We start from the raw sequence: 18,313 nt of genomic DNA, 5'->3' as shown, positions 1-18,313 counted from the left end.
AATTTGTCCCCTATTTCTCATAACTTAACTCTATATCAATAATGCAAGCATTTACTAAGGTGTGTAATGGCGGTGAGGCAAAGGTTAACGTGGTTATTTGTAATATTTAGCGCTTTTAATTCATTGAATGCTGCAGGTATTGAATATTTTGATATAAAAAGTGAGGATCAGCCTGGTACTGTAAAAGTGGCTTTTCTAGCAGATATTCATCTGCATGATATCTTTGCAACCACAGCTGAGGCTGTGAACACTGCGTTACCTAAAGACCCTAAAACACGACAACCTCTTCTGATCCGTAGTATGTATGCTCAACTCCATTCGACTCGCTTATTTAATGAGAACTACTTTGCTTTTATTCATGTGTTGGATGAGCTAGCTCAAGAAAACATTAAGCTAATAGCATTACCAGGTGACTTTACAGATGATGGGCAGCCAATTAACGTTAGGGCTTTAGCTAAAATATTAAGCAGGTATCAAAAAAAATACGGTATGAGATTTTTTGCAATTCCTGGTAATCATGACCCCGTAAAACCATTTTCATCTCCTGCGGGAAAAGCGGACTTTTTAACTTCTGACGGTAATGAATTTGGCCTTTATAGCCACGGGCATACAAAATGTGCACATAATCTCTCCCTTTGCGATGATGGAGTTAAGCATTGGGGTTACTCAGAAATTCTAAGTACACTTAATGACTTTGGCTTTAGTAAACACGAATCCGACTTACTATATGAAACACCATATAACAATAGAGAGTTTTCATGGTGTGATCCGAATAATGCGACTCGCTGTATTATGATGCCTGATGCCAGCTACTTGGTTGAGCCAAAGCAAGGGGTTTGGCTCTTAGCAATTGATGCCAATGTATATGCACCTCAATGGAAAAATACACCTATTACGTTTAAAGGTTCATCAGGAGCTGGCTACAATGCTTTAATAAAAGCTAAGCCTTTACTAATCCAGTGGATAAAATCTGTGGTTAAAAGGGCTAAGGAGCAGGATAAAACACTTGTCGCATTTAGCCATTTTCCGATGGGAGATTTTTACGATAATGCTAATAAGGAATTACATAAGGTATTTAATAACGGAGACTTTTCATTACCACGAGTCCCCACTGCACAAACCGCAAAAACACTTGCACAGACAGGCCTAACATTACATTTTGCCGGCCATATGCATTTAAACGATACTGCATTAATTACTAATAACAAGAGCTCTCAATTAGTTAATGTTCAAGTGCCAAGCCTTGCTGCCTATAAGGCTGCTTATAAAGTTGCTGAATTAAATCTACAAAAGCAAACCGCCCATATAAATACCTATACACTTAACGATGTGGCAGATTTTAATAGGCTCTTTAGTTTTTATGATAGAGAGTGGCTATACAGAAATGATAATAAACAAGATAATTTTGATCGCACTATTTTAAATTCTAAAAGTTATGCAGAGTTTACTAAGCGTCACCTTATTGGGTTGATTGAGCAACGATTTTTAAAGCGTGATTGGCCTAACGAGTTAGTATCGTGGCTAGATAAAAACCTTTATTTAGAGAACTGGTTTACGGCAATGCAATGTATTGATAGTGCTAGCCCTGAAATGTTAGTTCAATTGAAATTGATATCAACAAAATCTTGGCTGCAAGACTTCTATTTATTAAGAAATGGTGATGTAACAGCTGATATATCCGATAAAAGGCGTATCTTTTACCAACAGTTAAGCTCCTTATTAGAACAATCAAATTGCAAAACTCAAACACAGATACAGCAATATTTAGCTTCACTTACACAAGTAATGGCAAAGTTTAGTAAAAATACCCAGGGAGAAAATTTTAGCGTTGATTTAAAAACAGGTAAGGTTTTTTAATATTGATAACTCAGGCCCAGATAAAAAGTGCGGCCACTTGTTGTAGAGTTATAAGCTCTCAGCGATGAGTCACTATACTGGCGTTCTTGTTCATTACTAAGGTTAAAAGCACTTAATTTTAACTTCCAGTTTTTAGTAAAGTTGTAGTTTAAGCTTGCGTCCCAATACGTTGTTGGCATAAAGCCGGTTTCATTTTCATCATTTATTAACCCTCCAGCACGTACCAAATATCTACCTCTAAAATTAGCACCTAGTTTAAAGTTCAGGTTAGGACGATCGTAAAAAATCATACTCGATGCTGTGATTTTAGATAAAAACGGCAAATTCTTTTTAAATAATGCTAAGCCATCATTGGAGTTGTAATAAGTTACCTTGCCTTCGTTATACGTACTTTGTAGGTTAATACCCCAGTAAGAATTGGGTATTAAGTAATTTAAATTTAATTCAATGCCCCATTGATAAGCTGTTTCTGCATTACTTTGCCATACAGCTATTTTATCGTTGTCAGCTTTAATAGGGTGGGGTAATGGAGCTTGAGTAGTAACAATGTAATCGTTTAAATTTTTATAATACAAGGATAAATCAAATGAACTATGACCACTAAAGTCACCCTCCAGAGATACATCAGTATTATAGGATATGTAAGGCTTAAGATTTGGGTTAAAAAAATATTCAATATTATCTGGAGTATTGTCAGAGTCGGCAAAATTTAGAGAATTTAATAACGGTTTAGAATAATTTTTAGAAGCCCCAAAGCGAAAGCGCCAATTCTCATTAATGAATAGTGTACTATTTAGGCTAGGTAGCCATAAATCATAGCTTAAGGTTGATAAGTCCTGAGTAGAAGTTGTTATAGAATCAAGCTGGTAACGTAATCCAAAATCGACTTCCCACTTATCCCTCTCAAGCGCTAATAATGTATAAACACCTTGGCTGTTTTCTTTTATATGCTCATACTTACTTATATAAGACGCGTCATTTTGTTTTATGTTAAATGGCGCTATTTTATAAAGTGCAAGTGCATCATTAGTGTTTATGCTCAACCAGCGTTGGTTTTTATGTTTATTTTGGGGGGCTATGAGTGTTTCGGGTAACTCAATTAATTGTTGTGGGGAGTTACTTATTTCATTGAAAAAAATATCGTTTTGTTGAAGGTTATTCATTTTATTTGTAAATGAGATCCAGTCCCCACCAAATTTTATAGAGAAAGTGCCATTAAAACGATGCTGTAGGTCTATCTTTGCAAATAGATATTTATTATCTGATTGATAGTATTCTAAATCTCCGTGGTATAACTCCCACATACTAATATCTTGTAGGTTTTGGCTATAGTCAATATCGGCGTAAAATGGGTCTTGTGTATAATCAATAGTTACATCACTGACCCCTTGGGTATAAATTTTATTACTATACGGTATTTCGTACTTTGATAGCTGGATACCTAATCTGGCATTTACATCCCACCGTTTATTGAGCTTTTTTACAATTGAGAACTGGCCTTGGTGGTAGGACGTATTTATTTTTTGAACTCTACTTTCTGTTGCTACTCTGGCATCAACATAGTGAGCATAAACTAACTCATTGTCTTTATTTGTTTTGATACTTGTTATTGCTGTTTGCTCGTTTATAACAGGTGTAGATTGGTCACCCCGGGGATATAAATGAGACTCTGATCGATTTCCTTTTAAAAAACCTGAGAGCACATCTACATCTATTTGGGAGGTAGAGTTTTTATATTCTAAAGACAAGTTTGTCCCAAAGCGTTGCTGAGTTCCTTGCCAAACAGAATACCTATTTCCCCGAGGGATGATGTAATTCCCTTGTGCTAAATTTTCTGATTGTAATTTACTTAATGAGGATAAGTCAGCATTATTAATGGCTATGTTACGCCATCTAAATGTATTAGCACCTTGTTCTAATGATTCTCTGCTCGTATAGGCTACACTTGCAAGAGCCCCCCAGTTCCCCCACGTATTTGACAAAAGGGTAGAGTAACGTTTAGACCCCGAGCCAACATAATCGTTATAGCCAATTTCGGGGGTAATAACAAAGTTAAACCCTTTCTTATCTAGTGGACTTATTGTTTTTAAGGCCATCGTACCTGATATTCCGCCGGCGATCTGGTCAGAAGAATAACTTTTGAATACTTGTATTTGCTTAAATAGTTCAGCTGGTAAAATGTTAAAATCAAAAGAGCGATCGCGCTGCTTTTGCACTCTACTATCCATAGGTGAATCATTATTTGCCAATACTGGCATACCATTAAGTGTAACCAAGCTAAAATCAGGGTAACTGCCACGAATAGATACTTGTCGGCCTTCACCTGCCTCGCGAGTTATAGCTACCCCGGGTATATATTGTAGCGCCTCTGCTAAATTTGTATTTGGAATATCTGTGATATCTTGTGCTGAAATTGCTTCACTAATTGCCTTTGTGTTGTGCTTTAAATTACGCGAGCGGGCTTGAGAATAACGAATACCTTTAACTGTAATCTCTTCTATTAGTTTAATATTGTTTTGGCTTGGGCTTTTATAAATTACAAATCCATTATTTTTTATTTTAAAAGACAAAGTAGTATCATCTAAAAGTAATTTAAGCGCTTGAGATAAGGTGTAAGAACCACTAATAGTTGGGCTTTTTTTATTATTGAGTAGTGTAGGATCGCTGCTATAGGAAACCTGATATGCAATTGCAATCTGGCGTAAACTGTCGCTAAGTGAACTCGCTGGCACCTGAACAAATTTACTTTTTGTTTGTGCTGCTTCAATAGAGCTAGGAATTAATATGCTTAAACAAATTAGAGCATTCGTAAGGTATAAAATTTTATGTCTTAAACAATGTAGCTTGCTCATAGCAATGAATGTAAATAAATGGAACACTTAAATTCTCGAAATGAGCAGTATATTTTGTCTTTCTTCAAGTTTTAAATTATAAGCATCAGCTATTAACATCAAGCTCTGTTTTGGTGCTTCTAGGTTGAATCGACCACTAATAATCGTATTGCTAAGCTCACTATCTAGTTTGATTATATCGTTACTATATCGTTGTAGTTGTTCAACTATGCTGTCTAAAGTTTCTTTTTCTGCTTCAATCCAGCCGGTTCTCCAAAGGGGAAGTTGCTCTAATGATTTATCAGTAGTTACAGTAATGCGACCATCCACCACGACTGCTTTTTGAGGAGGAATTAATGTTACTGTGTCTTTTGCATTAACTTTTACCTTCCCTTCATAAACAGTCACTACTACTTTACTTTCATTATGCTGTACATCAAAGGAGGTCCCCAACACGGTAATGTTAGTTTCTCCAGAGTCGATAATAAATGGGCGTTTTTTGTCTTTTGCTACATCAAAAAAAACTTGCCCTTTATTTAGTACTACTTTTCTTACATTGGGCTGTAATTTCGCTGTTAGCTCACTCCCTGCATTTAAGTGCAGATAGGTACCGTCAGTTAGTAACTTTGAAACACGCTTACCTATAGGCGCGTTAATAGTTTTAACAGACTCAAGCTTATCATTAGAAGCAATGGTCGGTGTAATTGATGCTTCTTGTTGTGGCAAAGAAAACCAGTACGCCATAAAGGCAATAGCACTAAAGCTAGCTGCAATGGCTATTTTATGAAAACTCTTTTGCTTGTTTGCATTTTTCTTTAATGGAGTAATAGACGTATCATTATGGTGGATATGCAAATTATGTAGAGCTTTATCAATCGAAGGGTCGCCAAATATTTTAGCAACTCTATCAAATGCAGCTTTATTTTCCGGCTGTTTTAGCCACAGGGAAAGTTCTGCTGATTCATTTTCGTTTAAATCGTTTAGCCGATCTACCCAGTCAGCTGCTTGCTCTAGTGTTTGTTCATTCATTCAAAAATTCTTACCAGCATGTATTAATATTATAGAGTGTAATAAAACAGAAAAGGGGACATCTCTACTGATGTTTTTCTATATGCAATGTTATTTGGGTCATAGCTCGAGTGATATGTTTTTTTACAGACTCTTGGCTCATACCTAGTTTTAAGCCAATTTCTTCTCGGCTTAAACCTTCTAAACGTCTAAGTTCAAAAACTTTTCTCCGCAATGGGGGAAGTTTATCAAGTGCTTGTTTAACGAGTATTAGTTTTTGTTCTGTGATTATTTTAGACTCGGGGTCGTTACTTTCTGGTGCTATCAGCTCCATTTCGTCATCATTATTGAGTTGATTCTTATTTTTTTGCCAATCATGATAAATGACAGATTTTGCTACCTGATTGATATAGGCTGGAAAGTTATCAATTTTAGTGGATTTATTCCTGTTTATTGTTCTTATTAAAGCTTCTTGCACTAGATCATCTACATTATCTGCATTAGAAGTTCGACGGGTTATATATTTCCGTATATGAAGAATAATATTTTTAACTTCACTTTCTTCAGAGGAAGGCTGCAAGTCTAAAGGGCTTTTAAAAGTTTTCATTACTCTGTCGATTATTCCGTTTACAGAGATATTAAATGAGTTATATGACTTAAGTATTACAACGGTCTTATGGTGCTATTAGGTCTCTTAAAGTAGGTTGGGAGGTATAAAAAAGAGGAAAACTAACGGTTTAATACAGCTATTGAAAAGAGCTTGTCAGCGTAGCTTTACTAAATTTCATTTTATATTAATGAACAACTAAAATCTTAAATGCAATGTGTTCCACATTGTGGAATTTTCCTCAAGTATAGAGGGGTTTTATTATATATATCAAGCACTTTGGGTGACTTAGTGATACAACTTTCAATTGCACTTACAGCTAAAAACTTAAAAGTAGAGCAAAGGGGATGCATTGGTTAACACACTGCCTATTATAATTTAATACAGAAAAATAAGTTTATAATAGGCAGGTATAAATAAATTTTATAACGTTAACTAATGTAGATAATTAGCGTGCCGCTTTAGGCCCATCATAATCGTATGTGAACCAGTCAACATCGATGTAGCCAGCATCCTCTTTTTCATTCCACGAGAAAAACCCTAAACGATCGCCTGTCCATTTACCAAAAGCGATGGTGAATGTTGGGCCAAATGCTTTAAAGCTTTTCCCATCAAAGCTATATTCGTAGGTCGCTTTATTTCGAGCATTTGAAGTTCTTACAAATAGTGTGTCACCATTTAACTCTGGACCAAGGGTCTTTTCGCTCATTCCATTCATATAAAATAAATGCTTTTTACCCTTTTCATCCATTTCAACCCCTAGAAGATTAAACACTCCCCCATAACGTACAAAGCCTGCTAGTTGGTTTGGTTTCATACCCGATACATCAAATTTTGCAACTGCTGTACCGGTGGTTACCCCCATCATTCTCTGACTCAAGGTATTGCTGGCTCTCCAAAAATCACCATCTGAACCATCGTTGTTGGTCCACTCATTAATTTTGGGACCATGTCCTTCTTTATTTGGTAGCACCTTGCTCGCTTTTAGGCGTAACCATCCCGGGCGTTCAGTCAACGACCAGTGACTATCTCTAGGGTTATGGTTCCACTCCCATTGCGGGCCTAATTTTGCTGATGAAAAGTCATCATCGCTTTTCGGCGCTGTGATTGGATAACCATTTATAGGTTTTTTGTATCTTTTAACAGGTTCGCCGATACCGTCATTATCTTCATCAACACCTATAATTGGCCAACCGTCAATCCATGTAACTGGTTCTAGTACTTGTGGTCTGCCTTGGAAAGGAATATCGTCATTTTGGATAAGTTGATGCATGTACCACCATGATCCATCAGGCGCTTGCATTAAGCCACCTTGACTCGCACTGCGATGGTTAAACTCAGATCCTTTTTCTAAAACCGTTTTTACTTCATAAGGCCCATAAATGCTTTCTTTTGAGCGAAGGACAAGCTGCTTTCTATCATTTTTAGGGTTTTTAACCCCAGGTTTTGTAGACTTATCACCCATAGTCCACTGGGCCATAAATATGTACCACGTTCCATCTATTTTGTAGATCTTGGCTGCTTCAGCCCCCATGCCAGTATAAACAAGTTTTCCTTTATCAAGTATTTTTGTCCCATCCCAACTCATTTCATAAATACGATTTTCATTTCCCTCAATTTTATTATCAGAAGACTTTTGTTTTGAGCCCGTATTAATGATTACATACGCTTTTTTAGTTTCTTGATCCCAAAAAACAGCAGGGTCATCAAGCACATCAGCTTTGGGTAACATCATAATTGGCTCACTCCACGGGCCAGTTATATCATCAGCCATTGTTACCATTAATCCATGTTGGTAATCAATTTGATACACATACCACTTACCCTCATGGTATGCGATGTCTCCAGCCCAAGTACCAAATGAATAACCGTTCATACGGTCCCAGTTGTACTCTGGAGCCCAAGATAATTTAGGGAATGCATGACCCACGTTGGTCCAGTTTACCATATCTTTAGAGCTTAAAATTGGCATACCCGGTGACATATGCTGCTTAGAAGTAATCATGTAATAAGTGTCACCGACTTGCTCTATATCAGAGTCAGGATAATCAGCGTTTAAAATAGGGTTTATATATGTACCATCACCCTGATCGCCAAAGCTTCCTGTCTGGGCTGGTTTTGAAAACTTTTCATCTGACGGAGTTTCTCCAGCGTTTATTTGAGCATTACAACCAGTTAAGGCTGCAATAATAGAGAGGCTTAAAGCCATTAGTGTATGTTTGTGTAGTCTGTGTTTCATGTTTAAATAGTCATGTGATTTATTATGAGTTAATTAGATTAGATTTGATGGTTTGTTAAGTCAACAGCTCTATAGTGAGCGATGGGTTAACTCAATATCGTGTTTAAGTTAAATAACATATAAATCAATTTTTAATAAGATTTTATTTTGTAATAAATATCAATAGCTTGTGTTTTTAATTCAAAAATCCTTTAACTCCTCTATAGTGATGTAAAATGTGAAAAAGTATTTTATGCGTAGTTCTTTTAGGGAGATTAGGCAATATTAGCTATTTAGTTTAGATATGAGTTTAGGGTTTTCATTAATTTAAATGTGCTTATTTAGTTAATATTACTTGTCATTATTGTGTTTATTGTGTGAAAATCGTCAGAATCGCTCAATATTAATCTTTCGCTATCCTAGCGCAGTTGCAGCTTTGAGATATGCAAATGCTTTGCTTTTATCTAACTGGGGTTGTAAAGCGAGGGATAAATAATTCGTGATTAGAGAGCTGTTGAGGTGCTTAGAATGAGTTAAGCTAACTTAATTAATAGCTCTTAAGCACATATTTAAATGTAATAAGAAGGCAAAAAAATCTTCTTTTATTTACATTCTTATTTTGCAAATGCAGGTAGAGGGAAAAATGATAAAACACACACACAAATTAGCCGGCGCCCTTGGTTTTCTACTCTTAAGTTTAACGAAACCGGTTATTGCATCAGAAAAGCCGAATGTCATATTTATATTGACTGATGACCTTGGATTCAATCAGGTAGGTGCATATGGAAACACACCAATTAAAACGCCTAATTTAGATGAAATTGCTAATAAAGGTATAAGATTTAATCAAGCTTATGCTGGCAATACAGTATGTTCACCTTCTCGAGTTTCGCTTTTTACAGGCCGCGATGGTCGCTACATGACGAATAATTCCAATACAGTACAATTAGTTGAAAGTGATATAACCGTTGCTCATGTTCTAAAGTACGCAGGTTATGACACTGCATTGTTTGGGAAATACTCGATTGGCTCTCAAATGGGAGTAACGGATCCTTTAGCGATGGGTTTTGACACTTGGTACGGTATGTATTCTATTTTGGAGGGCCATAGACAGTACCCTCAAATATTGTGGCGTGATGGAAAAAAAATACGTATTACTGAAAACGAAGGCGGTAAAAAGGGAGCTTACGCACAGGAGCTATTTGCAAATGAAGCAATAGACTACATACAGCAAGATCGAGAAAACCCGTTTTTTGTAATGCTAACATTCTCATCCCCACACGCTGAGCTAGCGGTACCGGAGAAATACAGCAAGCAATATTCTTTTGATGAAAAACCTTATTCAGGAATGTCCACTGGTACGCCAAGCGATAAATACGCAGCTTATTATCCAGAGCCAGTTAAAAAGCCTAACGCTACATTAGCTGGTATGGTAAGCGCGCTTGACGATTATGTTGGCCAGATTACAAAAGCACTAGATGAAAAAGGTATTTTAGATAATACAATTATTGTATTCACATCTGACAATGGTCCGCACGACGAAGGTGGAGCAGACCCTAAATACCTTAAAGCTGCGACACCTTATAAAGGGCAAAAGCGAGATCTTTATGATGGAGGGATTCACGTTCCTATGCTTATACAGTGGCCTGATAAAATCAAAAAGCCACGTGTAGATGATACTCCTTGGCTATTTGCCGATGTATTACCAACTTTAGCTGACATTACTGGTGTTGACCTTAACTTAGTCCCGCGAGTTAAAACCAATGGTGTTTCTATAAAGGGGTTATTGCAAGATTCACCAGAACCACAACCAGAAAGAGTTCTATATTGGGAATTTGCTAAGCAAGTAGGTGATCCAAACTCAGGTGTTATTGGAGATACTTTTCAAGCTGCACGTAAAGGAGACTTCAAAGCAGTACGTTATGGGGTAGACTCAGACGTTGAGCTGTACAATATAATTAAAGACCCAGGAGAGAAGAATAACTTGGCATCAAATTATAAAACGATGACAAAAGAGTTCTTTGAGCTTTTCGAGAAATACAAAGATTAATCATATCTAGATAAGTGATGGATATGCCATCACTTATCTTTTTTGAAAACTCAGTTCCAACTAGCCTATCTTACCTATTAAAGTCATATTCAATCTTTTTTAATCATATTATTGCAATTGTTATCATGCTGATTTATTGTATTTCAAATTAGTAAAATTTTTATTAAATATTATTTAAAAGGTTAATACGGCAGCTGATAGTTAATAATAACTCTCTGTTTCAAATTTACTTATATTGTCTACATATAAGTGAACTAAAAGTTTAACAGTCTTCAGAATACACACAATAATTAGGATTTTTTTGATGAACAAAAAATTTAAACTAGCACTGGTACCTTTTGCTGTAAGTCTTTTACTTACAGGGTGCTCAGAATCAAATACAACGGCTAAGACGATGGATAAAGTAGAAGCTGAAGTTCAATCATCTGCAGGTGCTGAGAATAGCCTTGAGGTAAACTCTGTAACTAGTATCGCTAATAGCGCTGCTGATTGGCAGCTATCTCACCTTGACGACTTATCTTACATTCCAGAGTCTCACCGTGCTAAATCAGAAAACCCTAAGTTTTGGATTCAGGCTTCTTTTTATATTGGTTTAACTCGTTGGGCTGAAACGACAAATAACAAAGACTATTTAAACTTTATTCAAGAAATGGCAGAAGAGCAAAATTATGAATTGCTACTAGACCGTCCATATCATGCAGACGACCATACTATTGGTCAAACTTATTTATGGTTAACAGAGCAAACAGGTAATAAAGACGCTTATAAGCCTACCCAAGAATTATTCGACAAAATCTTAGCTAACCCACCTAAAGTTGGCTTAGAAATGTTAGATGAAACCAGTACTACTCAAAACGGCGCGCATTTTGAAGGCAACTGTCAAGATCGCTGGTGCTGGGCTGATGCTCTATATATGGCACCAAGAACATGGCTAAAATTAAGTAATGTAACGGGTGATCCAAAGTATTTTGAATACGCAGATAAGGAGTTCTGGGCAAGTGCAGATTACTTATTCTCTGACAAATATGGATTGTTTTTCCGAGACAGCCGCTATTTTGATATGAAAAATAAAAATGGCAATCCAGTCTTTTGGGGTCGAGGAAACGGCTGGGTATTTGCTGCAATCCCATTGATTATAGATGATTTACCTGAAGGGCACCCTTCAAGAGACCGCTATATTGAGTTATATAAAAAGAATGCTGCAGGCTTAATGAAATTGCAACGTGAAAACGGTTATTGGCCAGCATCGCTCATGGACCCTGATATAGTTAAAACACCAGAGGTAAGTGCAACGGGATTTATTACTTTTGGTCTAGCATGGGGCGTTAATAATGGTATTTTGACTGATGAAAAATCAAAAGAAATAGTAGAAAAAGGCTGGCATGCTATTGAAGATGCTGTAGACCCAAGTGGTCGTGTTAATTGGGTTCAGCATGTTGGTAAATCTCCTGATCCGGTTAAAAAGACCGATTCACAACTATATGGTGTTGGCGCTGTGCTTTTAGCCGCATCAGAAATGGTTAAGTGGGAAAACTAACGTTCGGTTAAAATTTAAATTGCACTATTTTCCCCAGCAAAATAGTGCACTAAATTCCTATTAATAGAACTATTAATAGGAATTTTTTTTTAACCATATAATATGACTCCAACTAGTGAGCAGCATTATGAAAAAATTTGCCTTTCTTTTAGTATTAATGCTTTTGTCAGCATGTCATACCCAAAAAGTTTCCGATAATCCGATCGGCAAACCAACCAACTTATTGGTCGAATCTAAGCTGCGCTCTCTAAATGTGCACAATATGCGGCCAAAGTTATCATGGCATTCAAATATACAAAGCCAATCTCATTATCAAATTCAAGCCAGCTTAACTGATAAATTTATCTCTCGTTCATTATTATGGGATAGCGGTAAGGTTGAAGCTAAACATTCTTTAAACATTAAATATCTAGGGGCTGCATTAGGAACTAATGATACTGTTTATTGGCGTGTGAGAGTTTGGCAGTCAGGCAATAACCAAGCTGGTCAATGGAGTGAGCCGAGCGTTTGGGAAATGGGGCTGCTTAATGAAAGTGATTGGCAAGCTGAATGGCTGCAAGTAAAACAACAAGCTATCACTCCTGTTACTGAGCATGTTAACCAATGGGCACTTTACGCCACAGGTCTACACCCAGAAGATTCATCAACCTTAACCAAGCACAAAAAGAAAACGCAAGAGTTGGTTATTGAGCAAGTTAAGGCACAGCCAACAGCGAGTTTATTTCGTCATACTTTTAAAGCCCAAGGCAGTAAAAAAGTAGTTAAAGCCAAGCTTCACAGCACCGCCGCTGGCTATTATGAGGTTTACCTTAATGGTCAGAGAGTTTCGGATCGTATTATGGACCCAGGGCAGACAGATTTTGATAAGCGTATTCTATACAATACCGATGAAGTATCTAATTTCCTATTACCGGGTAATAACACGATTGCCGTTCACTTAGGCAGTGGCTGGTATGATGAAAGTATTGCTTTTAGCCGCTGGAAAAATCCTGATGCTTCAAAAAGTCGCCCCTCAAAAACACTGTCATATGGCCAACCTAAATTTATTGCGCAATTAGAACTCTCCTACGATGATGGCTCCACACAGCTAGTAACATCAAATGAAAACTGGGTTAGTCATCCTTCAGCAGTAATAAAAGAAGGGATTTTTTCAGGTGAGTTATATGATGCAAATAAAGTCGTTAAGGATTGGAATGTAAATACTGCAAACCTTTCAGGCTGGAAGCCGGTACACGTACTTAAACAATGGCCTACCGAAAAGCTTGAACCGCAACTTTTACCGCCTATACGTCCTATTAAAAAAATGACAGTGGAAAAAATATTTCAGCCTAAACCAAACGTATGGGTACTCGATTTCGGGCAGAACTTTACGGGGGTGCCAACATTTGACCTGGATAAGTTAGGGTTACGTAAAGGGCAGGCAGTGTATTTTAGGTATGCTGAATGGGCAGACATTGATGGCAACATAAGCCAAAAAACAGGTGGCGGAGCACCTTTATTAAAACAGGCAGATGGTTATATCGCTGCTGATAACAATGAATCAACATGGACACCTGAATTTACTTGGCATGGCTTTAGGTATTTAGAAATAACAGGCCTTGATCAAGCGCCGAGTATTGACGCAATCACTGCTCACTTAGTCAGAAGCGATGTAGAAATAGCAGGCACGTTTAAAAGCTCGAATGAGCTAATTAATCGTATCCACGATATGGCGTTATGGAGCTACGAGAGCAACCTAATGGCCGTTCCTATGGATTGTCCTATTCGTGAGCGTGCAGGGTGGACGGGTGACGCCCATGCTGCATTGATCACCGGTAATTATAATTACAATATGGACAATTTTTGGCAAAAATACTTAGGTGATTTTAAAACTGCAACGTTTGAAGCGCCGGCAGTTGTGCCGGGTAAACGCACGCATGGGGGGAACTTTGACTGGGCAGTAGCCGAAATAATCATTGCATGGGAGCACTATCGCCATCATGGTGATATAGGCGTTTTACAAAGGCAGTTTAATAGCTTAGTTGAGTACATGGAGCTTGCCGAAAGTAAAATAGACAAAGGTTTATTACGTATTGGTTATGGTGACTGGTGCGACCCCGTATTAAAACCAGGAATGGGTAGGAAACGCTGTAATCCTCAACATACTTCACCAACTATTACTAGCTCAGCATTGCTTGCTCATGGCTCAGATCTAATGAGCAAAATTGCAGAGTTACTTAATAAACCTCAAAAAGCACAATACTATTCAGCTTTATTTAAATCGATCGCTGCGCAGTTCAATAAAGAATTTTATAACCTAAAAACAAACCATTATGGTAGCCAAACAGCTGATGCTATGGCGCTTCGCTTTAATATTGCTCCGGCGCATTTACACCAATCAATTGCCGATGCATTAAATAAAGATGTTTTAGAGAACTGGAAAGGGCATGGCTCTGTAGGTGCTCTTGGCCAAACTTACTTGTATTTAGCGCTCAGCGATTATGGATACGGCGATACGGCATTTAATATTTTTACTGCAGATGGTTATCCGGGTTATTCCTTTCAATTTGAAAAACTTAATGCCACAACTCTTTGGGAGAGAAAGGGCGTGTTAGATCCAGATCTTGATCCTGAACGCAGAAATGCCCCTGGACGCTCATTAAATCACCCTTTTCATAGTGGCTACGATGGGTGGTTTTATGAAGGACTAGGCGGTATTCGTCCTTTAGATAACGAACCTGGATATCAAACCTTTGAGTTAAGGCCTGTTTTTCCTAAAGGTTTAGAGTGGGTAGATGTTAGCTATCAAACTGGTTATGGAAAAATTAAAAGTAGCTGGGTACAAAAAAGTGGTGTTGTTAAATGGAATATAGAGATACCTAATAACAGTAGCGCTTATGTAACTATTCCAAATGAACCCAAAAAGCTCTACAGAGCAGGTACCTACTCCTTTGAAATTAAAAGCTTGTAGCTACTGTTTTAGGTTGAGATTAAACAGTTAATTTATGTTGGTTATTAATAAGACCCGGTTATAGATATAAGACTATTTGGCAAAGCCTATTTAATTATATTAGCTCCAGAGGGACGTGATTATGAACAAGATAAAATGTGTCAAGAGTCACTTTATTAGCAACTTTTGCATTTTTATGGCGGTATTTATATTAAATGCTTGCTCAGCAGACAATGAGCAAAGTTTTGCAAATGTATCTGGGCAGCTTGCGGCTCCAGTCCAATTAAAAGTAGGCGAGGGCTTTGTAAATCCATTGGGATATTACGAACAACGCCCTCGGTTTAGTTGGAAGTTACCCAAAGAAGGTAGTGCTCAGTTGCAATCAGCCTACCGAGTACAAGTTGCAAGTACACCAACGTTTTATACAGAGGAAATTATTTGGGACAGTAAAAAAGTGGTGTCTTCCGCTAACGCTTGGATTGATTTAAAAGGTGCAAAATTACAGTCACGCCAAAAAGTCTTTTGGCGTGTAAAAATATGGGATGAGAATGATGAAGTTTCTAAGTGGAGTGAGGTCAACCACCTGGAATTAGGTTTAATAGAAAACGATGATTGGAAAGCACAATGGATTGGTCATCCTGATACCAATGAATTCGATATTGATAGTGTTTTTAATCGCTCAGTGAAAGGTGGCCGTTTTCCTGTTCCAAATAATAAGTATATCCGCCCACAATATTTACGGACAGGTTTTAATTTAAATAAAGATATTTCGCAAGCACGGCTATACATCACTGCAAAAGGCATATTTAAATCTTTTATAAATGGAAAAGCCGTGAGTAATGATGTGATGACGCCAGGATGGACACCATATCATAAACGTATAGAAACACTGACCTACGACGTTACATCACATTTAAATAAAGGAGAAAATGCATTAGCTGCGATTGTTGCTGAAGGCTGGTACAGCGGAAGAATCTTTCACCCTACAAAACAACAACATATGTTGCCAATGCGTTTATTGGCGCAATTAGAAATTACATTCACTGATGGCACTCAAAAAATCATCACTTCTAATAAAGATTGGCAATCAACTAATCAAGGTCCAATTCGCGAAGCTAGTAATTATGATGGTGAAATTTATGATGCCAATTTTGAATTAACAAACTGGCACAGCGCTAATTTTAATAAAAACCTAAATTCAGATAAATGGAAACCAGTCGTAACAGAACCACTTGAAGAGCAAGTGTTATTAAAGCCAAAGAGACACACCGCTGTACGTGAAACTTTAACCATTCCAGCAATAAAAATTGTTAGCCAAAAAAATGGAGTGACTGTTTTTGACATGGGACAAAATATGGTGGGAGTGCCAGAAGTCAACATTCCTGTTATTAAAAACCAGCAAGTCAAATTACGTTTTGCAGAAGCAATTGATAAGGGTGAATTCTCTGTTACTAATTTACGCTCAGCGAAAGCAACAGATCTCTACACGCCTAGTAAAACAGGGATGATACGTTATCAGCCAACCTTTACCTTTCATGGTTACCAATTTGTCGAGCTATCTGGTTACGACCAAACTAAATCCCCATCTCTTGATTGGATTAAAGGCAAAGTATTACATTCTGATTTTGAAGTGTACGATAATTTCACCAGCGCTAATACCACCCTAAATCAGCTTTCAGATAACGTATCTTGGGGCCTACGTGGTAACTTCTTAGATATACCAACCGATTGTCCACAACGTGATGAGCGTTTAGGTTGGACGGGGGATGCTCAAGTATTTGTTCAAACTTCTATGTATAAAGCAGACGTTTATGGGTTTTGGGCAGCATGGCTTGAAAGCGTTCGTGAAGAGCAAAGTATTGATGGTATGGTGCCAAACTTTGTACCTTTTCGTAATTTTTTAACCAGCTTAACAGGTTCTGCATGGGGAGATGCCGCAACGATTGTGCCTTGGGAGCTTTATCAATTTACTGGCGACAAAAAGGTTCTCGCAGAAAACTACATTATGATGAAACGTTGGCTGAGCTATCATATATTTAATAGCTATCAGCATATTTCTACTATGAGTAGTCATGGAGATTGGCTACAACCTTTCACTGATGACGGTAAGAATGGTGGCGATACGCACAAGGATTTAATTGCAACGGCCTATTATGCTCATTCAGCAAATATTGTAGCTAAAACCGCTCGTATTTTAGGGTATGACAACGAGGCAGATCAATATGACGCTTTGTTCAATAATATAAAAAGTAAATTCCGTGATTACTTTTTTGACGACAACTTATTACTTCGCACCAGTATTATAAAACCGCCGATATACAAAAATGGCAGTGAAAAAACAGGACCATTAAAAACAATCTCACCTAAAATGACGCAAACCAGTTATTTGTTGCCTTTAGCTTTTAACCTATTTGAAGATAAAGAACAAAATAAAGCAGTTAATCAGTTAGTTACCTTAATTGAAAAAAGTGATCGTCATTTACGAACTGGGTTTTTAGGCACACCTTTATTGGCACCAGTTTTACAAAAATTCGGTCATAGTGACCTTATGTATGAAATTTTATTTAAAGAAAGCTACCCATCATGGTTTTACTCCATTAAACATGGTGCCACTACTACGTGGGAACGCTGGGATTCTTACTCATTACAGACGGGATTTAACGGCGAGAAAATGAACTCGCTAAACCACTATGCTTACGGCGCTATTGCCAGTTGGTTCTATCGAGGTATGTTAGGAATTGAGCAAACACAACCGGGTTTCAAACATTTTAAAATTGAACCCCAATTTACTACTAAACTGTCAGAGGTTAGTGGTAGTCACCCAACACCTCAAGGTGAGATTGCTGTTAGCTGGTCAATAAAAAATCAGCAACTTAGTATGACTTTAACTGTGCCAAAAAACACTGAGGCGTCATTGGTACTGCCTAATATAAAAAGCATCAGTATTATCCGTAATAATTCTGTTGAGGTTCAAAGTACTGACTTATTACCACCAGGTAACTATGAAATCAAAGGCAACTTTAATTAATGAGTACCACCTAGCGCCATTATTAATGGCGCTAGGTATTCTTAAAACAGAGCTTCAACCACCCAGCAACTCCTGATACTCAATAAAGCTCTTTTCTTATTCGTGTAAGTAAAATGTAGCTAAGCTATTTATTATTTGACATTACCAATCACAATGAGTCAATATCAGTCAAATTAAATATTGTGTTTAGTCGATAATTAACTGGTGTACAGGCGTTGTTATAAGACGTGTCTTTTCATCATTATGTC

The 18,313-nt window shown here is 37.4% G+C and carries 9 protein-coding genes; 5 read left to right on the top strand and 4 right to left on the bottom strand.

Features of this window, described 5'->3' with window-relative positions; all coding sequences use genetic code 11:
- Window positions 1-123 precede the first annotated feature (123 nt).
- Window positions 124-1,857 carry a metallophosphoesterase family protein gene (locus ACFI34_RS14815; RefSeq protein WP_462674051.1) on the top strand — a complete coding sequence of 578 codons (1,734 nt, stop codon included), beginning with the start codon at window positions 124-126 and terminating at the stop codon, window positions 1,855-1,857.
- Here the strand turns inward: ACFI34_RS14815 and ACFI34_RS14810 are convergent.
- The 4 genes from ACFI34_RS14810 to ACFI34_RS14795 form a co-directional block, all read right to left on the bottom strand.
- Window positions 1,854-4,736, bottom strand: coding sequence for a TonB-dependent receptor (locus ACFI34_RS14810; RefSeq protein ID WP_462674050.1), 2,883 nt, complete (start codon window positions 4,734-4,736; stop codon window positions 1,854-1,856). The genes ACFI34_RS14815 and ACFI34_RS14810 overlap by 4 nt on opposite strands.
- Window positions 4,737-5,717 (bottom strand): FecR family protein, encoded by a 981-nt coding sequence (locus ACFI34_RS14805; protein ID WP_462674049.1) that lies wholly within the window; start codon window positions 5,715-5,717, stop codon window positions 4,737-4,739.
- A 64-nt stretch (window positions 5,718-5,781) separates the two neighbouring features.
- Window positions 5,782-6,276 carry an RNA polymerase sigma factor gene (locus tag ACFI34_RS14800; RefSeq protein ID WP_462674048.1) on the bottom strand — a complete coding sequence of 165 codons (495 nt, stop codon included), beginning with the start codon at window positions 6,274-6,276 and terminating at the stop codon, window positions 5,782-5,784.
- Between the two features lie 475 nt (window positions 6,277-6,751).
- Window positions 6,752-8,542: a glycoside hydrolase family 43 protein gene (locus ACFI34_RS14795; protein ID WP_462674047.1), complete on the bottom strand. Its 1,791-nt coding sequence runs from the start codon at window positions 8,540-8,542 to the stop codon at window positions 6,752-6,754.
- A 622-nt stretch (window positions 8,543-9,164) separates the two neighbouring features.
- Between ACFI34_RS14795 and ACFI34_RS14790 the strand changes: the two genes are divergently transcribed.
- The 4 genes from ACFI34_RS14790 to ACFI34_RS14775 all read left to right on the top strand — a co-directional run bounded on the left by ACFI34_RS14790 (window position 9,165) and on the right by ACFI34_RS14775 (window position 18,065).
- A complete protein-coding gene (locus ACFI34_RS14790; protein WP_462674046.1) occupies window positions 9,165-10,571 on the top strand; it encodes a sulfatase-like hydrolase/transferase in 1,407 nt (468 codons plus the stop codon).
- Between the two features lie 304 nt (window positions 10,572-10,875).
- Entirely contained in the window at window positions 10,876-12,108 is a 1,233-nt protein-coding gene (locus ACFI34_RS14785) for a glycoside hydrolase family 88/105 protein (protein ID WP_462674045.1), read from the top strand.
- A gap of 127 nt (window positions 12,109-12,235) precedes the next feature.
- Window positions 12,236-15,058: a family 78 glycoside hydrolase catalytic domain gene (locus ACFI34_RS14780; protein ID WP_462674044.1), complete on the top strand. Its 2,823-nt coding sequence runs from the start codon at window positions 12,236-12,238 to the stop codon at window positions 15,056-15,058.
- 121 nt (window positions 15,059-15,179) lie between these two features.
- Window positions 15,180-18,065: a family 78 glycoside hydrolase catalytic domain gene (locus ACFI34_RS14775; protein WP_462674043.1), complete on the top strand. Its 2,886-nt coding sequence runs from the start codon at window positions 15,180-15,182 to the stop codon at window positions 18,063-18,065.
- The last annotated feature ends 248 nt before the right edge of the window (window positions 18,066-18,313 follow it).

Source organism: Pseudoalteromonas sp. PSi26, assembly GCF_054960575.1.
This window is presented reverse-complemented; position numbering and strand designations above follow the sequence as displayed.

What these genes read in the sequence shown, in the direction of transcription:
- ACFI34_RS14785 (WP_462674045.1), top strand. Translation starts at nt 10,876, where the DNA reads ATGAACAAAAAATTTAAACTAGCACTGGTACCTTTTGCTGTAAGTCTT.
- ACFI34_RS14790 (WP_462674046.1), top strand. Translation starts at nt 9,165, where the DNA reads ATGATAAAACACACACACAAATTAGCCGGCGCCCTTGGTTTTCTACTC.
- ACFI34_RS14805 (WP_462674049.1), bottom strand. Translation starts at nt 5,717, where the DNA reads ATGAATGAACAAACACTAGAGCAAGCAGCTGACTGGGTAGATCGGCTA.
- ACFI34_RS14795 (WP_462674047.1), bottom strand. Translation starts at nt 8,542, where the DNA reads ATGAAACACAGACTACACAAACATACACTAATGGCTTTAAGCCTCTCT.
- ACFI34_RS14775 (WP_462674043.1), top strand. Translation starts at nt 15,180, where the DNA reads ATGAACAAGATAAAATGTGTCAAGAGTCACTTTATTAGCAACTTTTGC.
- ACFI34_RS14780 (WP_462674044.1), top strand. Translation starts at nt 12,236, where the DNA reads ATGAAAAAATTTGCCTTTCTTTTAGTATTAATGCTTTTGTCAGCATGT.